22 protein-coding genes and 1 tRNA gene are annotated in these 22,247 nt (G+C 60.3%); 22 read left to right on the forward strand and 1 reads right to left on the reverse strand.

Going from position 1 to position 22,247, the window contains the following annotated elements:
- Window positions 1-2: 2 nt before the first annotated feature.
- The gene (locus tag ISX84_RS19320) at window positions 3-656 is read right to left on the reverse strand and encodes an alpha/beta hydrolase (protein ID WP_195822028.1); all 654 of its coding nucleotides are present in this window, start codon (window positions 654-656) and stop codon (window positions 3-5) included.
- Window positions 657-837: 181 nt separating this feature from the next.
- Between ISX84_RS19320 and ISX84_RS19325 the strand changes: the two genes are divergently transcribed.
- From ISX84_RS19325 to ISX84_RS19430, 22 genes are all read left to right on the forward strand, one after another.
- Complete coding sequence (locus tag ISX84_RS19325; protein ID WP_195822029.1) at window positions 838-1,296, forward strand: Rrf2 family transcriptional regulator; 459 nt, start codon at window positions 838-840, stop codon at window positions 1,294-1,296.
- Between the two features lie 47 nt (window positions 1,297-1,343).
- Window positions 1,344-2,474 (forward strand): cysteine desulfurase family protein, encoded by a 1,131-nt coding sequence (locus ISX84_RS19330; RefSeq protein ID WP_195822030.1) that lies wholly within the window; start codon window positions 1,344-1,346, stop codon window positions 2,472-2,474.
- Between the two features lie 15 nt (window positions 2,475-2,489).
- Window positions 2,490-4,025, forward strand: a complete 1,536-nt coding sequence (gene sufB / locus ISX84_RS19335) for a Fe-S cluster assembly protein SufB (protein ID WP_195822031.1) — start codon at window positions 2,490-2,492, stop codon at window positions 4,023-4,025.
- A gap of 211 nt (window positions 4,026-4,236) precedes the next feature.
- Window positions 4,237-4,395, forward strand: coding sequence for a hypothetical protein (locus tag ISX84_RS19340; RefSeq protein ID WP_195822032.1), 159 nt, complete (start codon window positions 4,237-4,239; stop codon window positions 4,393-4,395).
- Window positions 4,392-4,532: a heavy metal-binding domain-containing protein gene (locus tag ISX84_RS19345; RefSeq protein WP_195822033.1), complete on the forward strand. Its 141-nt coding sequence runs from the start codon at window positions 4,392-4,394 to the stop codon at window positions 4,530-4,532. Before ISX84_RS19340 ends, ISX84_RS19345 begins: the two co-directional genes overlap by 4 nt.
- Window positions 4,472-4,879, forward strand: a complete 408-nt coding sequence (locus tag ISX84_RS19350; protein WP_195822088.1) for a hypothetical protein — start codon at window positions 4,472-4,474, stop codon at window positions 4,877-4,879. The genes ISX84_RS19345 and ISX84_RS19350 overlap by 61 nt, the downstream gene beginning before the upstream one ends.
- Window positions 4,876-5,190: a YbjQ family protein gene (locus ISX84_RS19355; RefSeq protein ID WP_195822034.1), complete on the forward strand. Its 315-nt coding sequence runs from the start codon at window positions 4,876-4,878 to the stop codon at window positions 5,188-5,190. The genes ISX84_RS19350 and ISX84_RS19355 overlap by 4 nt, the downstream gene beginning before the upstream one ends.
- 68 nt (window positions 5,191-5,258) lie before the next feature.
- Window positions 5,259-6,014: a Fe-S cluster assembly ATPase SufC gene (gene sufC, locus ISX84_RS19360; RefSeq protein WP_195822035.1), complete on the forward strand. Its 756-nt coding sequence runs from the start codon at window positions 5,259-5,261 to the stop codon at window positions 6,012-6,014.
- Complete coding sequence (gene sufD / locus ISX84_RS19365; RefSeq protein ID WP_195822036.1) at window positions 6,014-7,294, forward strand: Fe-S cluster assembly protein SufD; 1,281 nt, start codon at window positions 6,014-6,016, stop codon at window positions 7,292-7,294. Before sufC ends, sufD begins: the two co-directional genes overlap by 1 nt.
- A complete protein-coding gene (locus ISX84_RS19370; RefSeq protein WP_195822037.1) occupies window positions 7,294-7,779 on the forward strand; it encodes a YIP1 family protein in 486 nt (161 codons plus the stop codon). Before sufD ends, ISX84_RS19370 begins: the two co-directional genes overlap by 1 nt.
- Entirely contained in the window at window positions 7,776-8,369 is a 594-nt protein-coding gene (locus ISX84_RS19375; RefSeq protein WP_195822038.1) for a YIP1 family protein, read from the forward strand. The genes ISX84_RS19370 and ISX84_RS19375 overlap by 4 nt, the downstream gene beginning before the upstream one ends.
- The gene (locus ISX84_RS19380; protein WP_195822039.1) at window positions 8,362-9,582 is read left to right on the forward strand and encodes a cysteine desulfurase; all 1,221 of its coding nucleotides are present in this window, start codon (window positions 8,362-8,364) and stop codon (window positions 9,580-9,582) included. Before ISX84_RS19375 ends, ISX84_RS19380 begins: the two co-directional genes overlap by 8 nt.
- 31 nt (window positions 9,583-9,613) lie before the next feature.
- Window positions 9,614-10,090, forward strand: a complete 477-nt coding sequence (locus tag ISX84_RS19385) for a hypothetical protein (protein WP_195822040.1) — start codon at window positions 9,614-9,616, stop codon at window positions 10,088-10,090.
- A gap of 71 nt (window positions 10,091-10,161) precedes the next feature.
- A tRNA-Arg gene (locus tag ISX84_RS19390) sits at window positions 10,162-10,238 on the forward strand.
- A gap of 426 nt (window positions 10,239-10,664) precedes the next feature.
- Window positions 10,665-11,219, forward strand: a complete 555-nt coding sequence (locus ISX84_RS19395) for an OmpA family protein (RefSeq protein WP_195822041.1) — start codon at window positions 10,665-10,667, stop codon at window positions 11,217-11,219.
- A 48-nt stretch (window positions 11,220-11,267) separates the two neighbouring features.
- The gene (locus tag ISX84_RS19400; RefSeq protein WP_195822042.1) at window positions 11,268-12,779 is read left to right on the forward strand and encodes a caspase family protein; all 1,512 of its coding nucleotides are present in this window, start codon (window positions 11,268-11,270) and stop codon (window positions 12,777-12,779) included.
- Between the two features lie 549 nt (window positions 12,780-13,328).
- Window positions 13,329-15,782: a hypothetical protein gene (locus ISX84_RS19405; protein WP_195822043.1), complete on the forward strand. Its 2,454-nt coding sequence runs from the start codon at window positions 13,329-13,331 to the stop codon at window positions 15,780-15,782.
- Window positions 15,783-15,799: 17 nt separating this feature from the next.
- The gene (locus tag ISX84_RS19410) at window positions 15,800-17,278 is read left to right on the forward strand and encodes a hypothetical protein (protein ID WP_195822044.1); all 1,479 of its coding nucleotides are present in this window, start codon (window positions 15,800-15,802) and stop codon (window positions 17,276-17,278) included.
- A 272-nt stretch (window positions 17,279-17,550) separates the two neighbouring features.
- Window positions 17,551-19,872, forward strand: coding sequence for a TraM recognition domain-containing protein (locus ISX84_RS19415; RefSeq protein ID WP_195822045.1), 2,322 nt, complete (start codon window positions 17,551-17,553; stop codon window positions 19,870-19,872).
- Window positions 19,872-20,459, forward strand: coding sequence for a hypothetical protein (locus ISX84_RS19420; protein WP_195822046.1), 588 nt, complete (start codon window positions 19,872-19,874; stop codon window positions 20,457-20,459). Before ISX84_RS19415 ends, ISX84_RS19420 begins: the two co-directional genes overlap by 1 nt.
- Window positions 20,460-20,541: 82 nt before the next feature.
- Window positions 20,542-21,405 (forward strand): hypothetical protein, encoded by an 864-nt coding sequence (locus tag ISX84_RS19425; RefSeq protein WP_195822047.1) that lies wholly within the window; start codon window positions 20,542-20,544, stop codon window positions 21,403-21,405.
- 29 nt (window positions 21,406-21,434) lie between these two features.
- Window positions 21,435-22,145, forward strand: a complete 711-nt coding sequence (locus ISX84_RS19430) for an OmpA/MotB family protein (RefSeq protein ID WP_195822048.1) — start codon at window positions 21,435-21,437, stop codon at window positions 22,143-22,145.
- The last annotated feature ends 102 nt before the right edge of the window (window positions 22,146-22,247 follow it).

Here is a 22,247-nt window from a genome sequence, read left to right on the forward strand (position 1 = left end):
GGCTACCGCGTCGTCTCTGTCAGGCGGCGCTTCACGTAGGATGTCGTCGTGTCGATCAGCGTATCCAGATGTGGTTCCTCAAAGAAATGCCCGGCACCTTCCACCTGTTCGTGGGTGATGGTGATGCCCTTTTGCTCGTGCAGCTTTGAAACCAGCGATTCCGTATCGCTGGGCGGGGCCACGCGGTCGGCAGTGCCGTTAATGATTAGCCCGGAAGAGGGGCAGGGCGCGAGGAAGGAGAAATCATACATGTTGGCGGGCGGCGCCACGGAGATGAACCCGGTGATTTCAGGCCGGCGCATCAAAAGCTGCATGCCAATCCAGGCGCCAAAGGAAAAACCCGCTACCCAACAGTGTTTGGAATTGTTATTCATCGACTGCAAGTAATCGAGCGCGGATGCCGCGTCAGACAGCTCGCCAATCCCCTGATCATACTCCCCCTGGCTGCGCCCGACACCACGGAAATTGAACCGCAGCACGGTGAAGCCCATGTTGTAGAAGGCGTAATGCATCCGGTGCACGATCACATGGTTCATCGTCCCGCCGAACTGCGGATGCGGGTGCAGGATGATGGCGATCGGCGCATCGCGCTCTTTCTGGGGGTGGTAGCGGCCTTCGAGGCGGCCTTCGGGTCCGGGAAAAATGACCTCGGGCATGGGCGTCCCTGTAACAATGTCTACATGAGCCTTGCGAAATCTTGACGGCTTCGCTCAGGCACTTTAGAACGGTTCTAATTCTCTCGCGCTTCGCGTGTCGGAGTGCGAAATCTGGACTTAGGCATTTAATTGCCCCGCGTCAATCAATTGCAGGCCAGACCGGCCGGGGGAGGGTTCCGCCGTGAAACTATCAACGAAGGGACGCTACGCGATGGTTGCCCTGGCAGACATCGCCCTGCAGCCCGAAGGCAGCCTGATCACGCTGGGCGAAATCGCCGAGCGCCAGTCGATTTCACTGCCCTATCTGGAGCAGCTTTTTGTGAAGCTGCGGCGCGCGGAACTGGTGTCTTCCGTAAGGGGGCCGGGGGGTGGCTACCGGCTGGCGCAGCGCGCATCCGACATCCGGGTCGTGGATGTGCTGTCGGCCGTGGATGAAACGGTCGATGCGATGCACAAGGGGGCAGGCGCCTCGGGCGGGGCCTCGGGCAGCCGGGCGCAATCGTTGACCAACCGGCTCTGGGAGGGGCTTTCCGCCCATGTCTACGTGTTTCTGCACCAGACGCGCCTCTCGGATGTGGTGGCCAACGAGCTGGCGCCGTGCCCGGCGGTGCCGACCCTCTTTGACGTTGTGGATGAATGACCGTTTTGGGGCGTCCGCCGCGCCCCCCCGGTGAAAAAGGATAAGGCATGCGCCGCGTGTATCTGGATCACAATGCAACCGCTCCCCTGCGCCCCGAAGCGCGGGACGCGATGCTTGCGGCCATGGATATCGTCGGCAACCCTTCCTCCGTGCACGCTGAGGGCCGCGCGGCCAAGGCGCTGGTCGAGCGGGCACGGGCGCAGGTGGCTGGGCTCATTGGGTGCGATCCCGGCGACATTGTCTTCACCTCCGGTGCGACAGAGGCGGCCAGCCTCGCCATTCCGGAAGGTGCCACGGTCGCCAGCGCGGGCATCGAACACGATGCCGTTCTCTCCTGGGTTAAGAAGGACGGTGTGGATCTGACCCGCCTGCTGGACGTGGACGAGCATGGCGTGCTGACCGGCACGGCGCAGGGTGACAGTTTTGATGCGTCTATCCAGGACGATGTGGTTGCCCTGCAGGCCGCCAATAGCGAGACCGGCGTGCGGCAAGACACGATGCGCCATGCGCAGAAGCTTTGGGCTCTGGAACGACAGGTGCTGATCCTTATCGATGCGGTGCAGGCTCTGGGCAAAGTCCCATTTTCCTTTGCCAACTCCGGTGCGGATTTCGTGATGGCTTCGGCGCACAAACTGGGCGGCCCAAAGGGTACCGGTGCGCTGGTGGTGAAACACGGGATCGACGTCAAACCACGCATCCGCGGCGGCGGGCAAGAGATGGGGCGGCGCTCCGGCACCGAGAACGTCATCGGCATCGTCGGATTCGGGGCGGCGGCAGAGGCAGCGGCACGGGATGTGGCGGCGGGCAGGTGGGAAGAAATCGAAGAACTTAGAAAGATTCTAGAAAACACCCTTGCAGCTTCGACAAATGCAACTATTTTTGTCGGGAAAGGCGCAAACCGCCTGCCGAACACCTCTTGTTTCGCCACGCCGGGCTGGAAAGGCGAAAGCCAGGTGATCCAGATGGACCTTGCAGGTTTTGCCATCAGCGCAGGGTCTGCCTGTTCCAGCGGCAAGGTGCGCGCAAGCTCTGTTTTGCGTGCCATGGGCTATGATGAAGAGACTGCCAGCAGCGCCATTCGGGTGTCGCTGGGATTGGATACCACTGCCGAGGATGTGCAGCGATTTGCTGAAGTCTGGCTGGCGAAAGAACGTAAATTTCGCGCCCGCGCGGCGTGAGTTTTGGAGGGAAAGATGGCTGCACTGGACCAACCTTTGGACGAAGTACAAGTCAAGGAAGGCGTTGATCAGGAGACCGTGGATGCGGTCCGCGAGGTCGGTGGCAAGTACAAATACGGCTGGTCCACGGACATCGAAATGGAATACGCGCCCAAGGGCCTGTCCCCCGATATCGTGCGCCTGATTTCCGAGAAAAACGAAGAGCCGGCGTGGATGACCGAATGGCGTCTGGCCGCGTATGAACGTTGGCTGCAGAAGAAGGAGCCCAAGTGGGCGATGGTCGATTACCCGGAGATCGATTTTCAGGACCAGTATTATTACGCGCGTCCGAAATCGATGGAGGTCAAGCCCAAGTCGCTGGACGAGGTCGATCCCAAGCTGTTGGAAACTTACAAGAAACTGGGCATTCCGCTGAAGGAGCAAATGATTCTCGCCGGTGTCGAAGGCGCGGAAGAGCTGGGCGACGAACCACGCAAGGTGGCCGTGGATGCGGTGTTCGATTCCGTCTCGGTCGGCACGACGTTTCAGGATGAACTGAAAAAAGCGGGCGTGATCTTCTGCTCGATCTCGGAGGCGATCAAGGAACATCCCGAGCTGGTGAAGAAATACCTCGGCACGGTCGTGCCGGTGAGCGACAATTACTACGCGACGCTCAATTCCGCCGTCTTCTCGGACGGGTCGTTTGTCTATGTACCGCCGGGCGTGCGCTGCCCGATGGAGCTCAGCACCTATTTCCGCATCAATGCGGAGAACACCGGCCAGTTCGAGCGCACGCTGATCATCGCTGACAAGGGCTCCTACGTGAGTTATCTGGAGGGCTGCACCGCGCCGCAGCGCGACATCGCGCAGCTGCACGCGGCGGTCGTCGAGATCATCGTCGAGGAAGACGCGGAGGTGAAGTATTCCACCGTGCAGAACTGGTACCCGGGTGATGAGAACGGCAAGGGCGGCATCTACAACTTCGTGACCAAGCGCGCCGATTGCCGGGGCGACCGGGCCAAGGTGATGTGGACACAGGTCGAGACGGGGTCCGCCGTGACATGGAAGTATCCCAGTTGCATTCTGCGCGGGGACGACACGCAGGGCGAGTTCTATTCGATCGCCATCGCCAACAACATGCAGCAGGCCGACACCGGCACCAAGATGGTGCATCTGGGCAAGCGCACGAAGTCGCGGATCGTCTCGAAGGGTATTTCGGCGGGCAAGGCGCAGAATACATATCGCGGGCTGGTGTCGATGCACCCCAAGGCCAAGGAATCGCGGAACTATACGCAGTGTGACAGCCTGCTGATCGGCGGCGACTGCGGTGCGCATACGGTGCCGTATATCGAGGTGAAGAACAACTCGTCACGCGTTGAGCATGAGGCCACGACCTCAAAAGTGGACGACGATCAGCTGTTCTACTGCCGCTCGCGCGGGATGGACGAGGAGGAGGCCGTGGCACTGGTGGTCAATGGCTTCTGCAAGGATGTGCTGCAGGCGCTGCCGATGGAATTCGCCATGGAAGCGCAGCAGCTGGTCGCAATTTCGTTGGAAGGGTCGGTCGGGTAGTTCCGGCTGTCAAGAGGTGCACGAAGAGAGCAACATAGAGCGACATGCCCGGATCGGGCAGACCTCTGAGCAATTGGCGTCGCGAAATGCTATGTGGAGAATTGCCTTTTACGCGGTCATGGGGGGTATTGCATTCAGGCTCGCGAGCCAATTGTTTCTTCCCTCGCTATCTATATTCGCCACGTTCCTTGGTTTGTTCACGGGAGTGGCCTTGGCCATCGCAATTGAACAAAAGATGAAGCGCGAAGACCTGGAAAAACGCGCAAGACGTGCAGCGGACCTCGCCCGCGAAAGGGACCGTGAAAGGGAAGCCATGATCAAGGCAGCCGAAGCGAATGGTGATTTTGACAGATGGAAGAAAGACCAATGATCCTCGCAGCCACTAACACCATCGAAGGCCACTCGATCACCGCCTATGAGGGCCTCGTCGTCCGTAAGGCCATTATGTGCGCGAATATCTTGCGGGATTTCTTGGTCGCCACTTCAGCCGCGAGGTCGAATTACTAATGGCACCCGGCGCGTCAGACAATGGGCACAACATCCGGGTCCGCTTGGGCAATCCGGGGCGTTTGCTGGCGGAAACGCAACAGCTCACGCTGTTGATCCTTGGACACCTGATCGTATTCCTGCTCTCCATGGGGCATGACGAGATTGTCGCGGAGATGGTTGAAGACGGCTGGTTGTTTGCACAATACGCGGAGCGGTTCGAGGTCGCCATCGGGCTGATCCTGTTCCTGTGCTGGAGCGCGCTGACATGGCGGCTGGTGAGCATTCTGCAACGCGCCGTCGTTCATTCTGAAATCTGCCCGGACTGCCACCAGACGCGGGTTGTTGAGCGGGAAAACCAAACATGATTTTGACAACGACCAACACCGTCGAAGGTCATCCGATCACCGCCTATCACGGCATCGTCGTGGGAGAGGCGATCATGGGGGCGAATATCGTGCGCGATTTCTTTGCCTCCGTGACGGACGTGATCGGCGGCCGGTCCGGGGCCTATGAAAGCAAGCTGAAAGACGCCCGCGACGAAGCCATGTATGAAATCGAGGAACGCGCCGCTGCGCTGGGGGCGAATGCGGTCGTGGGCATCGACCTTGACTACGAGGTGATCGGGGATTCCATGCTGATGGTTTCCGCCTCCGGGACCGCCGTGACCATCACCTAAAAAACAAAGCGTAACACATTGAACAAGAACATCTTCCGCCTGCCGGAGCCGATAGAAGGACGAACGATATGCTGAGCATCAAGAACCTGCACGTGAAATTGGAAGAAGAGGACAAGCAGATCCTCAAGGGTGTCGATCTGGAGATCGAAGCGGGCAAGGTGCACGCGATCATGGGTCCAAATGGGTCGGGCAAATCGACGCTCTCCTATGTGCTCTCCGGCAAGGAGGGTTATGAGGTGACAGACGGGTCGGCGCTGCTCGAAGGCGCGGATGTGCTGGAGATGGAACCCGAAGAGCGCGCCGCTGCCGGTCTGTTCCTGGCGTTCCAATACCCTGTCGAAATCCCGGGAGTGGGCAACATGACCTTCCTGCGCACCGCCGTGAATGCACAGCGCAAGGCGCGTGGTGAAGAAGAAATGTCAGCCGCCGAATTCCTCAAGGCCGTGCGCGCACGCGCCAAGGAGCTGAAAATCGATGCCGATATGCTGAAACGCCCGGTCAATGTTGGCTTCTCCGGGGGTGAGAAGAAACGCAATGAAATCCTGCAGATGGCGATGCTGGAGCCCCGGATGTGCATTCTGGATGAAACCGATTCCGGTCTCGACGTCGATGCGATGAAGCTGGTCGCCGAAGGCGTGAACGCGCTGCGCTCCGAAGGGCGGGGTTTTCTGGTGATCACGCACTATCAGCGCCTGCTGGACCACATCAAGCCGGACGTGGTGCACATCATGGCCGACGGTAAAATCGTCAAATCCGGGGGGCCGGAACTGGCGCTGGAAGTCGAAAATAACGGCTACGGCGATATCCTTGCCGAGGTGGCATGATGGCAGACGCAGCAGAAAAAATCTCCACCACCGACGCGCGTCTTGGGGGTTTGTCCCTGCCTGCCGGGGGCTGGTCCGAGACGGCGCGCAAGGACGCCCTGGCGCGGGTGCAGGCGATGGGTCTGCCGGAGCGTCGGGATGAGTATTGGAAATACACCCGCCCGGACACGCTGACACAGGCGGATGCCGTGCCTGCCGCGCTCTTCGACAATGACGAGGCGCCGATCTTTGGCGAGATGGAGCGGCTGAACATCGTCTTTGTCGACGGTGTGTTCGATGCCGAGGCGTCGGATGATCTGAGCCTTGAGGGCGTCACGATCGACCGGCTGGCCGAGGCCGCAACCGATATCCATTGGGCGCGGGATCTCTATGGCGCGCTGGAGACCAAGGGGCAGGACCCGGTGGCGCGCCCGCTGGCCGCCCTCAATACCGCCTTTGCCACGGACGGAGTGCTCATTCACGTGACGGGCAATCCGTCCAAGCCGATCAACCTGACCTATCATCACCGCTCCGAGACCTCGGACGCGATCCTGCACCATGTGATCCGGCTCGACCCGGGCGCGGAAGTCACTGTGCTGGAAAGCGGCCCGGCAGCGGCGCGGTTCAACAAATGCATGGAAGTGGAGGTGGCCGATGGCGCGACATTCCACCATGTGCGTGCACAGGGCAGGGACCATGAGCGCCGTGCGGCCACGCATATCTTTGCCCGATTGGGGACTGAATCGGTGTTCAAATCCTTCACGCTGACCGCCAATGGCGTGCTCACGCGCAACGAATGCGTGATCGAATTGACCGGCGATGACGCGGTGGCCCACGTGGCGGGGGCCTGTGTCGGCGACGGTGATTTCCACCACGATGACACGGTGTTCATCACCCACGACGCCGTCGGCTGTGAAAGCCGTCAGGTGTTCAAAAAGGTGCTGCGCAATGGCGCGACAGGGGTGTTCCAGGGAAAGATTCTGGTCAAGAAAGACGCCCAGAAAACAGACGGTTACCAGATCAGCCAGTCGCTGCTGCTGGATGACGACAGCCAGTTCCTCGCCAAACCGGAGCTGGAGATCTACGCCGATGACGTGGCCTGTTCGCATGGCAGCACGTCGGGCGCGATCGACGAGGATGCGCTGTTTTACCTGCGGTCCCGCGGCGTGCCGGAAGGCCCCGCAACGGATCTTCTGACGCTGGCCTTCCTTGCGGAAGCGGTGGAGGAAATCGAAAACGAAGACCTGCGCGATGAAATCAATGATCGCCTGGCCGCCTGGTTGGAACGGCATCGAAGCTGATGGCGGTCACGCGCAACATCAGGGCAACCTATCGCAACCCGGGCAAAACACTGCGCGGGTTGCTGGCCCTTGGACAGCGTGAAGACCAGGCTCTGGCCTATCTGATGGCAGGCTGTGTCGTCGTGTTCATCGCACAGCTGCCCCGCCTGGCCCGCGAAGCGCATCTGACGGGCGAAGAATTGGACATGCTCATGGGCGCGTCACTCATGGCGTGGGTCTTCATCGCGCCCTTGTTGCTGTACTGCCTCGCGGCGCTGTCGCATCTTGTCGCCAAGCTGTTTCGGGGGCAGGGCAGCCACTACGGGGCGCGTCTGGCGCTGTTTTGGGCGCTGCTGGCGGCCTCACCTCTGATGTTGCTGAACGGGCTGGTGGCCGGGTTCATCGGACCGGGGCTGGAATTGCAGATCGTTGGCCTTGCATGGCTTGTCATTTTCCTGTGGTTCTGGATCAGTGGGCTGATTGCTGCAGAAGGACGTGCCGCGTGATCTCGACCTTAAACTGGCCGCAACTGGCCCTGCTGACCGTCCGCGCGCCGAAAGAGGCCGCCGCCATCATCATGAGCTGGCAGCTGCCGCGCACGGAACTGTGGATGGCCGCAGCGCTGGTCGCGATCCTCAGCACCTTCATGTCGACCCTGTCGAACGTGCTGCTGCCGGTGCCTGAACCGCTTGCCAGCATGGTGAACAACCCCTTCACCCTTGTCATGATCGTCGCCGGCGGCTTTGTCGTCACCGTGCATGCGCTCTTCTGGACCGGTCGTGCCATGGGCGGATCAGAGGACATGAACGACCTGCTGGCCCTCCTCGTCTGGCTGCAGGTCCTGCGCGCCGTGGCACAGGCGATTATATTGCTCAGCGTCCTGCTGGTGCCTGCGCTGGCAGGCTTTCTCGTCCTGATTGTCGGCATTGCCACGATCTGGATTTTCCTCAATTTCATCAGCGTGGGATTGCAGCTGAACTCGCTTATGAAGGCCGTCTTCGTGCTGCTGGTGGGGGCCGTTGCCATGTCCCTGGGGTTTTCCCTGTTGCTGTCCATGATCGGCGTGAGCGCGCTGGGAGTCCCTGCCAATGTATGATGTCACAAAAATTCGCGCCGATTTTCCGATCCTCAGCCGGGAGGTGAACGGCAAGCCGCTGGTGTACCTGGACAACGGGGCCTCTGCGCAGAAACCGCGGGTGGTCATCGATGCGATCACCAACGCCTATGCCAACGAATACGCCAATGTGCATCGCGGCCTGCATTTCCTGTCGAACCTTGCCACCGACAAATACGAAAGCGTGCGCGGTGTGATTGCCCGGTTCCTGAATGCCGGGTCCGAGGATGAGATCGTGCTGAATTCCGGCACCACCGAAGGCATCAACATGGTGGCCTACGGATGGGCGATGCCGCGGCTGGAAGCGGGAGACGAGATCGTGCTGAGTGTGATGGAGCACCACGCCAACATCGTGCCCTGGCATTTCCTCCGCGAACGCCAGGGCGTGGTGCTGAAATGGGTGGATGTGGACAGCACCGGTTATCTCGACCCGCAGGCGGTGATCGACGCCATTGGACCCAAGACCAAGCTGGTCGCCGTGACACATCTGTCGAACGTGTTGGGCACACGCGTCGACGTAAAGACCATTTGCCAGGAGGCCCATGCGCGCGGCGTTCCCGTGCTCGTCGATGGCAGTCAGGCGGCGGTGCACCAACCGGTCGATGTCAGTGATATCGATTGCGATTTTTATGCGATCACCGGGCACAAACTCTACGGGCCTTCCGGCTCCGGCGCGATCTATGTGAAATCCGAGCGGATGGCCGAAATGCGCCCCTTCATCGGCGGCGGGGACATGATCCGCGAGGTGAGCAAGGAGGGTGTGATCTACAACGACCCGCCGATGAAATTCGAAGCGGGCACGCCGGGCATTGTGCAGACCATCGGGCTTGGCGTTGCTCTGGAATACATGATGGCGCTGGGGATGCAGAACATCGCCGCCTATGAGGACAGCCTGCGCGACTACACGGTGGAAAGGCTTGGCGGCCTCAATTGGTTGCAGGTGCAGGGCACGACACCCGACAAGGGCGCGATCTTCAGCTTCACGATGGATGGGGCAGGGCACGCACATGACATCTCCACCATCCTCGACAAGAAGGGCGTCGCCGTGCGCGCCGGCCAGCATTGTGTCGGTCCGCTGATGGCGCATATGGGCATCCCCGCCAGCTGTCGCGCCTCCTTCGGGCTTTACAACACGCAGGCCGAGGTTGACGTACTGGTGGAGGCGCTGGAACTTGCGCATGATCTCTTTGCCTGATCGCGGACTACTTGGTCGGAGTGCGGGCTGGATGCGCCGAACCCTCGCCACCTTATTTCTCCTGTGGCTGCCGGGCGCCGGGGTTGCGGCCGATATCCAGCCTGTGTCCGGCCTCTGGGCGGGCGAGGTTGTCTTTGACAGCCAGACCGGATGCCCTGCGCAGATGGTCGATAAGATGAAACAGGCGCGGCCAGGCTATGCCGGTCAGCAGATCACCTTTCCCGACCCTTTCGATCCTGCGGTCTTCGACGGCATTGATCTCAACATCACGTGGGAAAAGATCGCGCCCAACGTCTGGGAAGGCATTTTCCGCGATGTCCAGCAGACGGCGATGGGGACATTGACCGTCACATCCAAATCCAACATGACGATCATCGCCCCCGGCCAGATCAATCAGCGCGCGGAACTTACCGTGGAACTGCCGCAAGGCGTGGCAAGCTCGCTGGGCATGGCGACGGCCACATGCGTGGTACGCTCCACTGTCCACCATGAGCGCACAGGTTCCTGAGAAGATGACGTTTTGCCGTTGCGAGGTGGCATTTGTCCCGCTATACCGCGCAAACGGCCCGACATGGTCAGGCACCCGTAGCTCAGCTGGATAGAGCGCTGCCCTCCGAAGGCAGAGGCCAGAGGTTCGAATCCTCTCGGGTGCGCCATTTTTCCCAAAGAGCAACCCAATTGTAGCTCTCGCCATCACGATTGTGGGCGACGGGAGCCGGTCTTGCCCGGTTTCGTCTTTGAAAGGCAGGAGATGACGGGCACACTTCAATCTCAAGGTTCGAATACGGTGGCGGTGCCAGCCGTCCATGGAGGTTGGTGAGGCATCTGGTGCTTGTCCGCTGGTGCGGCGCAACATGTCAAAGGCGGACACGGCGCAACGGCGCGAAATTAACCTCTTCCGCATTGCAAAAGCGCGGGGCGCATCACGCCCTGTCTTATTTCTGGTGTTTTAAAAATCAGATTGTAAAGTAATTCGGGAAACTGGATTCTAGGGTGCAGGGGGCATTGGGGCGAAAATTTGGCGCCCACAGCCACTCATACCGACACCCATAATTGTAAGAAGTACTTTGACAGGAAAGCCTATGCCGTTTTGGAGTGTCTCGAAAGCCGTGGTTGCGGCGGGTTTCTTTTCCATCGGCTGCATGGCGTCCACCGCCGCGTCATCACAGGACTTCAGCCTCGATCAGATGGTCAATGCCTTGCTGCCAGCGCCGGTCGCCACCAGCGACAATCGCGGGGTCAAACCCCTTGCTGCCGCAAATGCCACCTCCGCCACCCAATCCGGCGCTCTGCCGACGGCGCGCCTTGTCGTGGCGTTCGACGGTGACAGCCATCGGCTGACTGTGGAGGGGATGAAAACACTCCGTACGCTGGCCAAGGCGCTGGAGCATCCCGATCTGAAGGGGTCAACGTTTCAGATAATGGCGCATGCCTACACGCCAACGGCACCTGCGTCGGCCTTGCCGGTTTCGGCACGCCGGGCGCAGTCGGTGCTGGACCATCTGAACGGTTTTTACGGTCTGGGCTCCGACATATTTGTGGGCATTCAGGGCGTTGGGGCCACATCCCTGAATTCGGCAAATGCTGCCGACCCGTTGAACCAGCGTATCGAAATCATCAACACCGCGGGCCTGTGAACGCTCCATACCGATGTATTGTAGAAGACAATTCGAAGGGAGACTCCCATGAAGAGATTTAAAACCCGTAGTCTATGGCGCGCTGGCTGTGTTGCGCTGGCCTTGATCCTCGCACCGGTTCAGGTTCTGGCGAACAAAGTGGCGCTGATAATCGGCAACAGCGCTTACGAACACACCTCCCCGCTGAAAAACCCCCGCAATGACGCCGAGGCAATGGCGTCGAAGTTCCGGACGCTCGGGTTTGAAACCATCGAAGGCTATGATCTGACGGCCACGGAAATGGCGCAGATGACGCGAGAGTTCGCACGCTCTGTCTCGGGGACGGAAATCTCCGTTGTCTTCTACGCGGGTCATGCCATTCAGGTTGATGGTGAGAATTATCTCATCCCGATCGATGCCCGGATGGACGACGAGCTGTCGATCGATTTCGAGGCCTTTCCGATCAGCATGATCACAAGGCAATTGTCGCGCACCGACGGGGCCAACCTTCTGATCCTCGATGCGTGTCGTGACAATCCATTCGAGCAACTCACCCTTGGAAGCAGCCGGTCCATCGGCGGCGGTGGGCTGGGCAAAATGGACGTGCGCGACAATGGCACCGGCACCGGTATCGTGTTTGCCACGGCACCCGGTACGGTCGCGCTTGATGGGGAGGGTGATCATTCCCCCTTCACCGAAGCCCTGCTGAAGCACATCGGAACGCCAAACACACCGATTACCACGGTGATCTCCAATGTGACCGGAGAGGTCTACAATGCGACCGGTGAAAAGCAGCGCCCCTGGTTCAATCAGTCCTACACGGCGCCCGTGGAACTCTACAAAACCGCAGCACTGCCCGCGCCGAACGTATCGGCTGGTGCGACAGCTCCGGCAACCGCGCCTGCAGATGGGGCAGCGGCGCTTGAAGAAGAAAAATACATGTTCGAGCTGGCCCGGGGTTCCGGCTACATCGAAGACTATCAGGCGTATCTCGATTTCTATCCAAACGGCCGCTATGCGCGATTTGCGCGGATCGCCATCGAACGGCTGAAGACGGAGGCGGCAGAGGAGGAGAGCGTAAAAGTGGCCGTCGCCCTTCCAGAGACGACAAAGGATGTGGAGTCCCGCTCCGTCGCTCTACCGGCCTACGATCCGACAACCCCCCTCATTCTCTCGGTCACCCAACAGATGCTGCTCGCGCCAGCGAACCAAACCACGGAACAGGCTTTGAACATGGACCGTTCGACACGTCGGGCACTGCAGGCCAGGTTGAACGCCACCGGCAATAATGTGGGGCGCCCGGACGGCTCTTTCGGCCCTAAAACGCGGGCCGGGATCGCGGCCTGGCAGGCATCTGTCGGTCTGCCTCAAACGCAATTTCTGAATTCGATGCAGTTCGATCTGCTGGTCAGCCAGACAGAAGCGACCTACGCCTCTTTCCTGAACGTTCCGGCGGCCTCAAGCGGGTCGGGGAGCAAGCGAAAGACCAGTTCGGGCAGCAACAACATCGGCAACAATATCGTCAAAGGTATCAGCGAAGGCTTCGGTCGGGCGTTCGGCGACAAGGTTTTCGGTAACTGACGCAACGGGACGTTTAACCTGACGGACCGCAAACACCTGACGCGCAGCTGAGCACCGCCACAGTGGCCCAGCACAGGGAATATGCCTGCTGGGCGCACTGTGTTTCTGAAGGTGCGGCAGGGATCGTATGCGGCAATGCTTGCCCGGTGCTGGCAAAGTGTCCCACGACGCACGGTGTGCTGCCCTAGATCGTCCAGTAAGCTTCTGCCGCTCATGGAAACATGATGTGTCTTGCTGCGGCCATGTTCAGACCCAATCACAATTGCCCAACTGACTGCTCGGCCCGCTAGCGCAAAAGCCTCGGACTGCTGGCGGGACCGACTGCCGCTGCATTGGCTGCTGACCGCGGCACAATCGGAGCCCGGATTCGGCGGTCACAGCGCCTCTGGCACCGGTTTTGCCCGGTCATGAGGCAACCCATACCGACGGTACCATTGTGAAGACAACTCGACTCAAACTTTAGAGGACATGGCGCGCCGACCTGGCAGCGAGACCGGCCATTCCCCCAAAAGAAAGTCGTGACCTACCGAATGATGGAGGCCCGCTGTGATGGATGAAAACGACCCCGCTGACGCCTATGCCCAGAAACTAGCGGAAGAACGGATCGCCATTGAAAAACACTGCCACCAGCGGAAAACCGATCCATATGAGCAATTTGAGCAACGCTATTGGCATCATTTGAAATCACTCCGGCGGGTCTCCAAGGGCACAATCGCTTCCAGGACACGCAAGGCTGTGGCGCCGGTCTGGGGCGCGGATCAGCAGGGCCGGTTTGCCCAGCTGCGCGGTCGGCTCAGCGGTGTGCAGTGGCGGCCCACAGGCCCCGGTCGCACTGGCGTGAAAATGCGGATGATGCTGGCGTCTACCGCTCTGGTGCTGGTCGCGGCCATGGCACCCTTCTTTGTGCCCAGCATCAGCGAAGCGGCAGCGCGTGCCTTCGTTCAGATTGCAGCTCCCTTGCCTCCAGAACGTTCAACTGAGATCAAGGACCGACTGACCTGCGCCATGCGTACCCAGGTGCGCGATGCAACCGGGCAGACAGTTGGTTTTCTGCGCGTATCAGACGACTGCGGCCATATCGGTGATCCGGCGCCGAACGATGGTGCGCTGCCACATCCGGGCTTTCGCACCGCCGAGGTCTCGGAAGCGGCGGCGGCAGAATTCTCCCGATTGCTGCAGGTCGTCGAAGGTGCTCACGAGGGCGCCGGAACGGTTCTGGGCGTCAACCTTGCGGGTCTGGCGCGCGGTCTCTTCGGCCATGTCCGCTCCAAAGTCTTTGGCGGCAAATACCCCGGTGGAAGCACCTCGGTGATCAGCGGGCTTGAGGTTCTCTTTGACGGACAAACCAAGAAACCCGACGTGCGCGAGAAGCTGGCAACGCTCTTTGAAGTGGCACAATTGTCTGCGGGTGAACTTGCGGAGAAGGCCAAGCGAGATCGGTTCGTGACATTGACCACGCCTGTCGCGATGGGCCCGCGGGGCAGTGGCTTTGCCTCACCCATCGCCGGCGGTGTGGCACCCTGGGCGATCTTCGGAAAGGAACGGCACGAAGACTTGTCTCTGGGAGAGATGTGCGTGCTGGTTGCCGCCGCCCAGCAGCCACTGCTTTTGTTGCCGGACGACGCTGATCCGGCAATGGCAGCCCGCGTCTTTGCCAACTGGCACAAAGTCGCAAGGAGAGCTTTGGCGCGTTGCCTTGTGCCCCTGGAAGACGCGGGAGAGGACGCCCCTGACGCCTTGGCCTCGGCCCGGAGCTATTTGGAAGCGTTGATCAAAAACACTGCGCCTGCAGGATCGGAACGGCCCTCCACGCCGATAAAGACGACGCAGGCGTTGCCGACAATTGGCGGCGGGATCGAGACGTTGAACCGCACGGTTCCGGGGATCAGACACGTGCTGGCGGATGTACACAGCCTCGGTCATGGCGGCGGTGCAGTAACGCTTCACGTCAGTGCAGAAGGCCAACAAGAGCTCGCACAGGTTATCGACGGCTTTGGTGCGAACTTGCCCAGTGACGAGTGCATCGGGCGCTGTGGCGGAAATCCAACCCTGGATGTGCTTGCAACGGCGGTCCGGATCGATGCAGATGCGCCACCCGTCATTGCCGCGCTCTGGGCCAACAGTCACAACCTGTGGCACGGACCATGGGCGCCGGATGGGCATGGACGCAAATCCCGCGGCACACCGCATCGTCCCGTTGCCAGCCTGGTCAAGGCGCTGGCGGCACCTCGTTTTGTCGCGGATGAGCTGACATCCGTGTGCCGACGCAGCTGGCAAGAACTCCACGATACCACTGCGCCGAAAAAGGGATACGAGAATTGCGCGCAGGATGGTGCGACTATTTCCCTCGCGCGGATGATGGCGATCAGCTCCAACCTCGGCTTCGCAGACGCGATTGCAAAGGTCGGCACCGGTCAGCTTGTCGATTGGTTCTCTCATCTGGGCGCCTTTCCGCAGCAGCAGGACAGTGAAGCCGCCCAACGCAAGGCGATGGCAACGGCAACGGCGTTGCCGATGACACCGGAGGCGGTGATGCGTGCATGGGTTGCCATTCTGCGGGGCAGCTACGGTGAAATCCCGCAAGCGGATTGGCCTCACTTGGTCGCGCGGGACGCGCAGAACGTTCGCGCTCTGCCGGAGCATTACTTTACCGCAACCCATCGCAAAACCTTGCGCTCAGTGCTCGCCGCACCGATCACCAGCCCCTCGGGGACACTGCACACCTTGTCCGCACGTCTGGAAAAGCGCGGCTGCGTGCGTGGCTCCTTCATGGGCAAAACCGGCACAAGCGAGTCGACGGCAAATGAAACGGCCATTCGTGATCGCCTGGTGATGTTTCACGCGGAATGCGGCGGTCATCGGTACGCTGTCTTCGCCATGATCGGACGGCCTGACACGCATACGGCCCTGGAACACGCGTCGAAAAAACACGTTCTCGGCCTGGCCCTGGGCGCGCTCGACGCGGCGCGCACCACCACAGACCTCATCCACGAAATCAACTGAGCCAAGGAGACACGCTTATGTCCGACGCAAAACCCGATAACTTCGCCAAAGCGCTGAACATCGCCTGGTGGACGCTCAACGGCCTCAGTCTGATGGGCACGTTCACGGGCCTGGTCACCATCACCCTGTCGCTGGTGGACCAACCGCTTTTCGCACGCCTTGGGGAAACACCCTCCTGGGCGGCCGCCGTCGCACTGGCCTTTGCTGCAGCCCTCGTGATCCAGATTTTCGTCGGGGGGTTCTGGAGTGTTGCGGCCAGCGCCGATCGCCCCGTTATGGCGCGTCTGCTGTGTCTGCCCTCCGCTGCCGTGGCAAGTCTCGTCTCGGGGATTTTCGCAGCCGCCTTCTGGTCCTTCACCCTCGGGCTCAATGATGGCCTGGAGGACATCGAAAACGACAGGCGTTTTCTGGGTATCCTGCAACCCATCGACGCCTTCGGCGAGCGGATGAACGATGTGCTGCTGACCATGGACGCGCTGAGCGAATTGATGCGGGACAAACAGGCCGAAGAAGTGCGGGGCGTCTCTTGTGATGGTCCCCCGTCCGGTCCCGGCGAAGGACCGCGGTGGCGGATGCGCGTGCGTCTGACGGATGAGGCCGCATCTCAGGCCCAGACGGCACGGGCTCTCTACGACGACGCTTATGACGCGATCCAGCTGCCCAAGAGCGTGGACGACGCCGCCATGGCAGCCGCGTTGAACAATGCGCGTCAGGTCGCCCGCGATACCCGCATCTCCAGCATGCAGAGGTGGATCGAACGCACCGCAAATGACTTCCGCTCGGATTTCAGCGATCCCGACAGCGGCACCTTCGTGTGCAGGGATGCCGAGGCGGTGGCAAAGCTGGACGCGGCGGCAGCGCTGCTATCTGCCGGTATCGACCTGCCAACTCTGCCACCGCGCGCCGCTGAAGTCGGTTTTGCGGAATCCGTCTCCAATTCCGCCGGTCAGGTTTGGGGCGCCCTGGGCCGCTTTGCAGGCCTTGAGGTTGATCGCGATGATGAAGCGCTCGACGCGACACTGCCCGCGTTCTATGCGGCGGGTCTGGTGGAGTCTGCGATCATCCTGCTGACCTTCCTGCGGGCCTATCTGTTCCCGGGGCAGCGCATGTTGTCGAGCCCAAGAACCATGCGCATCCCGCCTGAAGACTATTCGATGGTCGAAGAGGAGCTGGCGCTCTGGAACAGGCTGGCGCGGGACGGGTCTGGTGTGATGTGGTTTCACGTCCCCGAAAACCCGCAGGATCCATCGTTGAGAGATCGCGCCTACCAGATCGCCTACCGCCGACGCATGACCCCGTTGTCCGTGGGGGGCCCAATTGACATCTCCCAGGTCGCCCCACACACGGCACAGGCGCTGTCGAACGCAGCGGACGGGGCATCGCTCTTCACCATCTACCGGGTGCCAAAAAGAGCCGCGACGTGGCGCCGGGAAGCCGCGGCAGCGCTGGAGCAGATTGTCGCGCGGACCGTGTCCAAAGAGCAACCGGCCACGTAAAGCGCCCCCTGATCACTGTAATATCCGGTGATGACATGGTGCACGGGTGCCTCGCGGCGCCCGTGTCTTTTTGCAAACCCAAAAACCCATACCGACCGAACTTACAGTCGCCAAATCCTGTCACCCGGAGAACGTGTTCTGATGTTGTCAAAGTTTGATCTGCACCACCTTGAGCATATTCAGGCCCCTGCAGCCTGCCGTGAAATCGATATGCCAGCCGCCTTGGGTCACGGGTTTTGCACGGCGATCTCACATCAAGCGGGAGGAACATAATGCTCGTACTCAAACTGCCATTTCGCATGATCTTCTGGTGCCTGCGCCGCCTTGCAAGGAACTTTCGCAAAAAGGGCTGGGTCGTTCTGACGGTGATGGTTCTATTCATGTCGCTGGACATGATCTTTCCGGTGTTGGGCGGCAATCTCACGACCATTGCGCTTGTGCTGGGTCCTGCAATGCTGATGGGACTGGCCTTTGGGGTGCTCAAGCGGCTGGACGGCACGATGTCGCAGTTTATCGCGCTGTCGAGCTACATGGCTTTTGCCGGGACCTATGCCCTGTTCCGCGCCTGGTCCAAGGCAATCGACGGATCACTGCCAGATGCATTCGGATCGCTGTCGCGGTGGATTTTCGGGCCCCTCTGGAATGCTGCCGCCGGGTTGTTCGCGGCACTTCTCGGGCAGGGGCAATCGGTACCGATGCCAATCTGGGGTCCCCTCCCATTCTCGCAGCATCTTCTGGCCATGGACCCGCTTTTGACCGGGCTCAGCCTGTTTGTCCTTGCCTGGGCTGCGCGTATCTTTCTCTACGGTGCACGCCGCTATGGGGGGGACACGCGCCGCACGTCCGGCGAGCAGAAAATGGCTGCGAACCGGATGACACCGCCCTGGCGCGCGAACTGGGTGCTGCACGGTGTGGCGGGCAACATCAAAAGGCATCTGCGTGCTCTGGTATCGCGGCCGCGGCTGCCGCCCTCCCATCTGGTGATTGGCTTCGGACCGCCGCCGAAGTGGCGCCCCTGGCTGTGGCCCTGGATGGGGATCAGCTGGCTGGTATCGCGCGTGATGTCGGTGGAGTTTTCGATCTTCGACCTGCGCCAGATGATCGTGGCGGATGCCCGCAACGGGGCGCTGATCCTTGGTGGGGCAGGGGCCGGGAAAACGCTGATCCAGACGGCGTGGTTGACCTATAGCACAGCCAATAAGATCCTGATCGAGACGCAGGGCAATGTTTTCGACAAGGACAAACCTCTGATCGAGGCCGCGGGTCGCAAGCTGCACGTGATTTCATCCGACATCGGTCACGACACGGCCACCATCAACGTGCTCAACAGACTTGATCCCGAAGAACAGGATTTCTGGGACCAGGTCATGCGCCTGAGCGGGCTGATCATTCAGGAACGTGGTGAGCACGGAGCCTTGGAACGCTGCACGCGTGAACTTGTCGCCTGCACGATCGGCAACGTGGTATTCGGTGCGCATCTGGTGGGAGAGGTTCCGCGACTGGACACGGTCTACACCTACCTGACCGATCCGGAGCTTGCCGAGGACCTTCAGTATTGGACCCGGCACGGGCATCCGGCCTTTCGCGAATTGTGCTCGACCCTCGCCGACCGCATCGCAGATCCGGAATTTCAGAACGCTCTGGCCGCGATTTTTTCCAACGAACTGGGCTTTCTCGCTCATCCGATCAAGCGCGCAATGGTGTGCGGAACCGGTGATTATGCCTTTGATCCTGAAGATCTGCTGAACGATCCAAAGCTGGATGTCGCCATCCAGATCTCACAAGCCACGATTGATGTGAGCGGCGCACTTCTGCGGTTGCTGCTTGGCGCTCTCATCGAACCGCGCATTCGCCTATCCGCAGAACAGGTCAGGAAAACGCGTGCCCACGGTGTGACCGTTTGGATTGACGAGTTGAACGCCTTCGCCGGGCCGGTGCCGGGGTCAGGGGCGCGCATGCTGTCGGAGATTGTCGATTTTCACCGGCAAAAGGGGATCCGATGGGTCTTTTCAGCTCAGAACACCCAGCAGATCGAGCGGGGCTGGGGCGAAGGAACCTACGCCAAATGGGCCAACAGCGCGGTCGTCCGCATCTTTGGCAAGGTCGGGGCGGAACCTCAGCTCGATCAGCATGTGACCGAGGTGGCCGGCAAGACATTGCAGGAAAAGATTGAAAAAATTCCAGGCGCCGGTGGCGGCTGGCGGGCCTATCAGATCTCACGCAACGACGTGGATCTGCTGCCCGGCCACGAATTGTCGAAAATGGGTGAAAGCCAAATGATCGCCTTTGTGCGCACGGATCATGCCGGGCTTGTCAAGCTCAAGCTCTGGCGCCCCGGGCACTTCGCCCATCCGATCTACGGGCACCGCTACAGGGCTGCAAAAAACCGGTTCGGCGGTCGGCGTGTTTCGAAAGCCCCTGGCGCCTATGACAATCTGATCGACGATGCGCGTCAGGCGCTTTTGCGGAAATCCGCAGCAGAAGAGCAAAATCAGCCTCCGCGCGCGGATCAAGCGCCGGATGCGAAACCACCGCGCAGCGGCGCGGAAGAACAACCTGAAGAATTTCCAACCAAGCCAGAAGGAGAAGAATGATGGCCAAGGGAATGAAATCGGCACCAACGCGTGCAGCTACCTCCACAGGGTCGAAAACAGTGACCCGTCAGGCGACGAAGACGGTGTCAAAAGCGCCGGCTAAGTCCACCATGACCAATGCGGTCACACGGGGGCAGCTTCAGGGGGCTGCGACAAGCGGGCCCAAGAAACTCGAACCCTCTAACTTTCTGTTCTCCAAGTCCCTCGTGAACAAGGCAAAATCATGGACGCATAAAACCTTTGGCACCACGCGTCGCAAGATCCACAAGGCGCTGGCCGAAGATCCAGCGTTCCTGAAGAGCAAGCATGCGACCAAGGAAAACCTCAAGCGCATGAAGGCAGGCAAAGCTCCTCTGGCGCCCAAAAACGAACAGCTCGGCAAACGCAAGACAATGGAGCTGGATCACATCTGGGAGCGGCGCGACGGTGTGAAGGAGAACAGGGTGGACAACCTGCGGCTCGTCTCCCCACTGAAGCACAAGATGAAGATGATGCGAAAGTTTCATCAGGCAGCGGAGACGGAAATGCCGCGGGATCTGAAGGCAGCTCCTGCCAAGGCCGCCAAGCGGGGCGTCAAGACGCTGTGACTCTCGCGCACTAAAGCCTGTGCGGCCTGTTTCAGCGGGCCGCACATGGACCTGCAGACCTCAAGCAATGGGAGCAAATCAGATGGACTGGAGCATCTTTCCGAATTGGGTGTGGAGCATGGTGCAAGAACCGATCACGCCGATTTTTCTGATCTTCATGACCGGGATACTGGCGAGTGGTCTGTTCCACACTGTCTCCCGATCAACCCTGACAGTGCTGAAAGTGCGCAAGCTGACAAAGCAATTGGAAGATCTGGGCCCGGATTCCAGTGCCGCACAGCGCATCTGGATCCTGGGCGGGGCCATGAAGAGGGCTTTCACCGACGCCGGACTGGGGACGGAAGGCGGTGCACTTGCGGCCACTGCCGTCCCGTTGGAGAGCGGCGGTGGTGCGGTGAAACTTGACGCGGTGAACAGGTTTCTGGATCCTGCGCGGATCACTCAAACCACCCTGCCGATGTCAGCGCGCGTGACCGGCCCCAGCCTCGTGGCTTTGGGTGCTATCGGGACCTTTCTGGGAATCGTCGTGGGGCTGTCGAGCATTCGAACCGGCCTGAATTCGGGCAGCAACGCCGCCTTCCTGGCGGCAATCGGAGAGCTGTTGAACGGGGCTGCTTTGGCCTTCGTCACCTCTCTTTATGGGTTGGCCGCAAATCTCGTCTGCGGCAGTGTTCAACGCCGCGCCCAGCGTCATATCCGGGCATCTGCAGATGCGTTGTATCTCGCTGTTCTCAACCACCTGAACCCGTCATCGGACCAGAGGTTTCTGAACGGTCAATTCTATCATGTGCGACGTGCCCTTGAACAGGTTGCACAGGTTCTCGGATCGGAAACGAGCCCGATTTGCCGAAGGATTGACGCCGCAGCGGCCGCCGGCGCTGCCGACACGAAGCGTATAATCGATGCAATCGACAAAGCGGTGCGGGTTGAGACCCGCGTCCATTGACGGACCGCGTCAGTCAGGAGAAGCCTGAGATGGAAAATGACGAAGCGGATACGCTGGCCTGGAGCTTGATGGATATCATGGCTGCGACCATGTTTGTCTTTGTTTTGCTGCTGGTTCTGTACATTTACCTCTTTCGCGCAAACTACGAAGACTCTCCGGCGGTTGGGCCCTACATGTCCGATTTGGTTGCCCGTCGCTCTATGGTTCTGGACATGCTTTCCAATGAGTTCAGCAAGCGCGGCATCAAGCACGCTTTGGATATTGAACAGGCCGAGATTGCGATTGATGCGAGCGAATTGCTGTTTGCTTCAGGGCGATATGAGCTGGACAGTTCGAGCACCCGCAATGTGGAACGGATTTCGGATGCACTGTTTGACACGTTGAAATGTTTCGCCGCGGCGGGCACCAGACCCTCGAACCGGTGCCCAAAGGGCGTGGACGGCAGCGTGCGGGCGTTGGAAGTTGTGGGACATACGGATAACACTCCGGTGCGAGCAGGATCTATCGCACAAGACAATCTCGATTTATCGGCACGCCGCGCCGCGCATTTGGTTCGGTCCCTTGAACGCAACAGCAACCTGACGCAATTGCGTAACCGTGATCACCAGTCGTTGCTGCTTGTTGTCGGGGCTGGAGCGCGTCGGCCTGCAAAGGCGCATGCCGGACCCGTTGCAGATGAACGTAACCGACGTATTACGATCCGTGTCGCTCTAGAGGCGCCATGGGTCGTGGTTCGGTGAGGCTTTTGTGAGCTCAGCTCAGCTCAGAATACTAGACGCCCCGCAAGACCTGGTTGGTCGGCCGCGGCAGCCTAAGACGATTTAGCCCATTGATGCTTTTTG

Source organism: Roseobacter sp. MH60115 (assembly GCF_015644665.1).
Lineage (GTDB): Bacteria > Pseudomonadota > Alphaproteobacteria > Rhodobacterales > Rhodobacteraceae > Roseobacter.

Coding starts and splice junctions, on each gene's coding strand:
- ISX84_RS19320 (WP_195822028.1), bottom strand. CDS start 656: ATGCCCGAGGTCATTTTTCCCGGACCCGAAGGCCGCCTCGAAGGCCGC.
- ISX84_RS19330 (WP_195822030.1), top strand. CDS start 1,344: ATGCGCCGCGTGTATCTGGATCACAATGCAACCGCTCCCCTGCGCCCC.
- sufB (WP_195822031.1), top strand. CDS start 2,490: ATGGCTGCACTGGACCAACCTTTGGACGAAGTACAAGTCAAGGAAGGC.
- ISX84_RS19345 (WP_195822033.1), top strand. CDS start 4,392: ATGATCCTCGCAGCCACTAACACCATCGAAGGCCACTCGATCACCGCC.
- ISX84_RS19355 (WP_195822034.1), top strand. CDS start 4,876: ATGATTTTGACAACGACCAACACCGTCGAAGGTCATCCGATCACCGCC.
- sufC (WP_195822035.1), top strand. CDS start 5,259: ATGCTGAGCATCAAGAACCTGCACGTGAAATTGGAAGAAGAGGACAAG.
- sufD (WP_195822036.1), top strand. CDS start 6,014: ATGGCAGACGCAGCAGAAAAAATCTCCACCACCGACGCGCGTCTTGGG.
- ISX84_RS19370 (WP_195822037.1), top strand. CDS start 7,294: ATGGCGGTCACGCGCAACATCAGGGCAACCTATCGCAACCCGGGCAAA.
- ISX84_RS19380 (WP_195822039.1), top strand. CDS start 8,362: ATGTATGATGTCACAAAAATTCGCGCCGATTTTCCGATCCTCAGCCGG.
- ISX84_RS19385 (WP_195822040.1), top strand. CDS start 9,614: ATGCGCCGAACCCTCGCCACCTTATTTCTCCTGTGGCTGCCGGGCGCC.
- ISX84_RS19395 (WP_195822041.1), top strand. CDS start 10,665: ATGCCGTTTTGGAGTGTCTCGAAAGCCGTGGTTGCGGCGGGTTTCTTT.
- ISX84_RS19400 (WP_195822042.1), top strand. CDS start 11,268: ATGAAGAGATTTAAAACCCGTAGTCTATGGCGCGCTGGCTGTGTTGCG.
- ISX84_RS19405 (WP_195822043.1), top strand. CDS start 13,329: ATGGATGAAAACGACCCCGCTGACGCCTATGCCCAGAAACTAGCGGAA.
- ISX84_RS19410 (WP_195822044.1), top strand. CDS start 15,800: ATGTCCGACGCAAAACCCGATAACTTCGCCAAAGCGCTGAACATCGCC.
- ISX84_RS19415 (WP_195822045.1), top strand. CDS start 17,551: ATGCTCGTACTCAAACTGCCATTTCGCATGATCTTCTGGTGCCTGCGC.
- ISX84_RS19420 (WP_195822046.1), top strand. CDS start 19,872: ATGGCCAAGGGAATGAAATCGGCACCAACGCGTGCAGCTACCTCCACA.
- ISX84_RS19425 (WP_195822047.1), top strand. CDS start 20,542: ATGGACTGGAGCATCTTTCCGAATTGGGTGTGGAGCATGGTGCAAGAA.
- ISX84_RS19430 (WP_195822048.1), top strand. CDS start 21,435: ATGGAAAATGACGAAGCGGATACGCTGGCCTGGAGCTTGATGGATATC.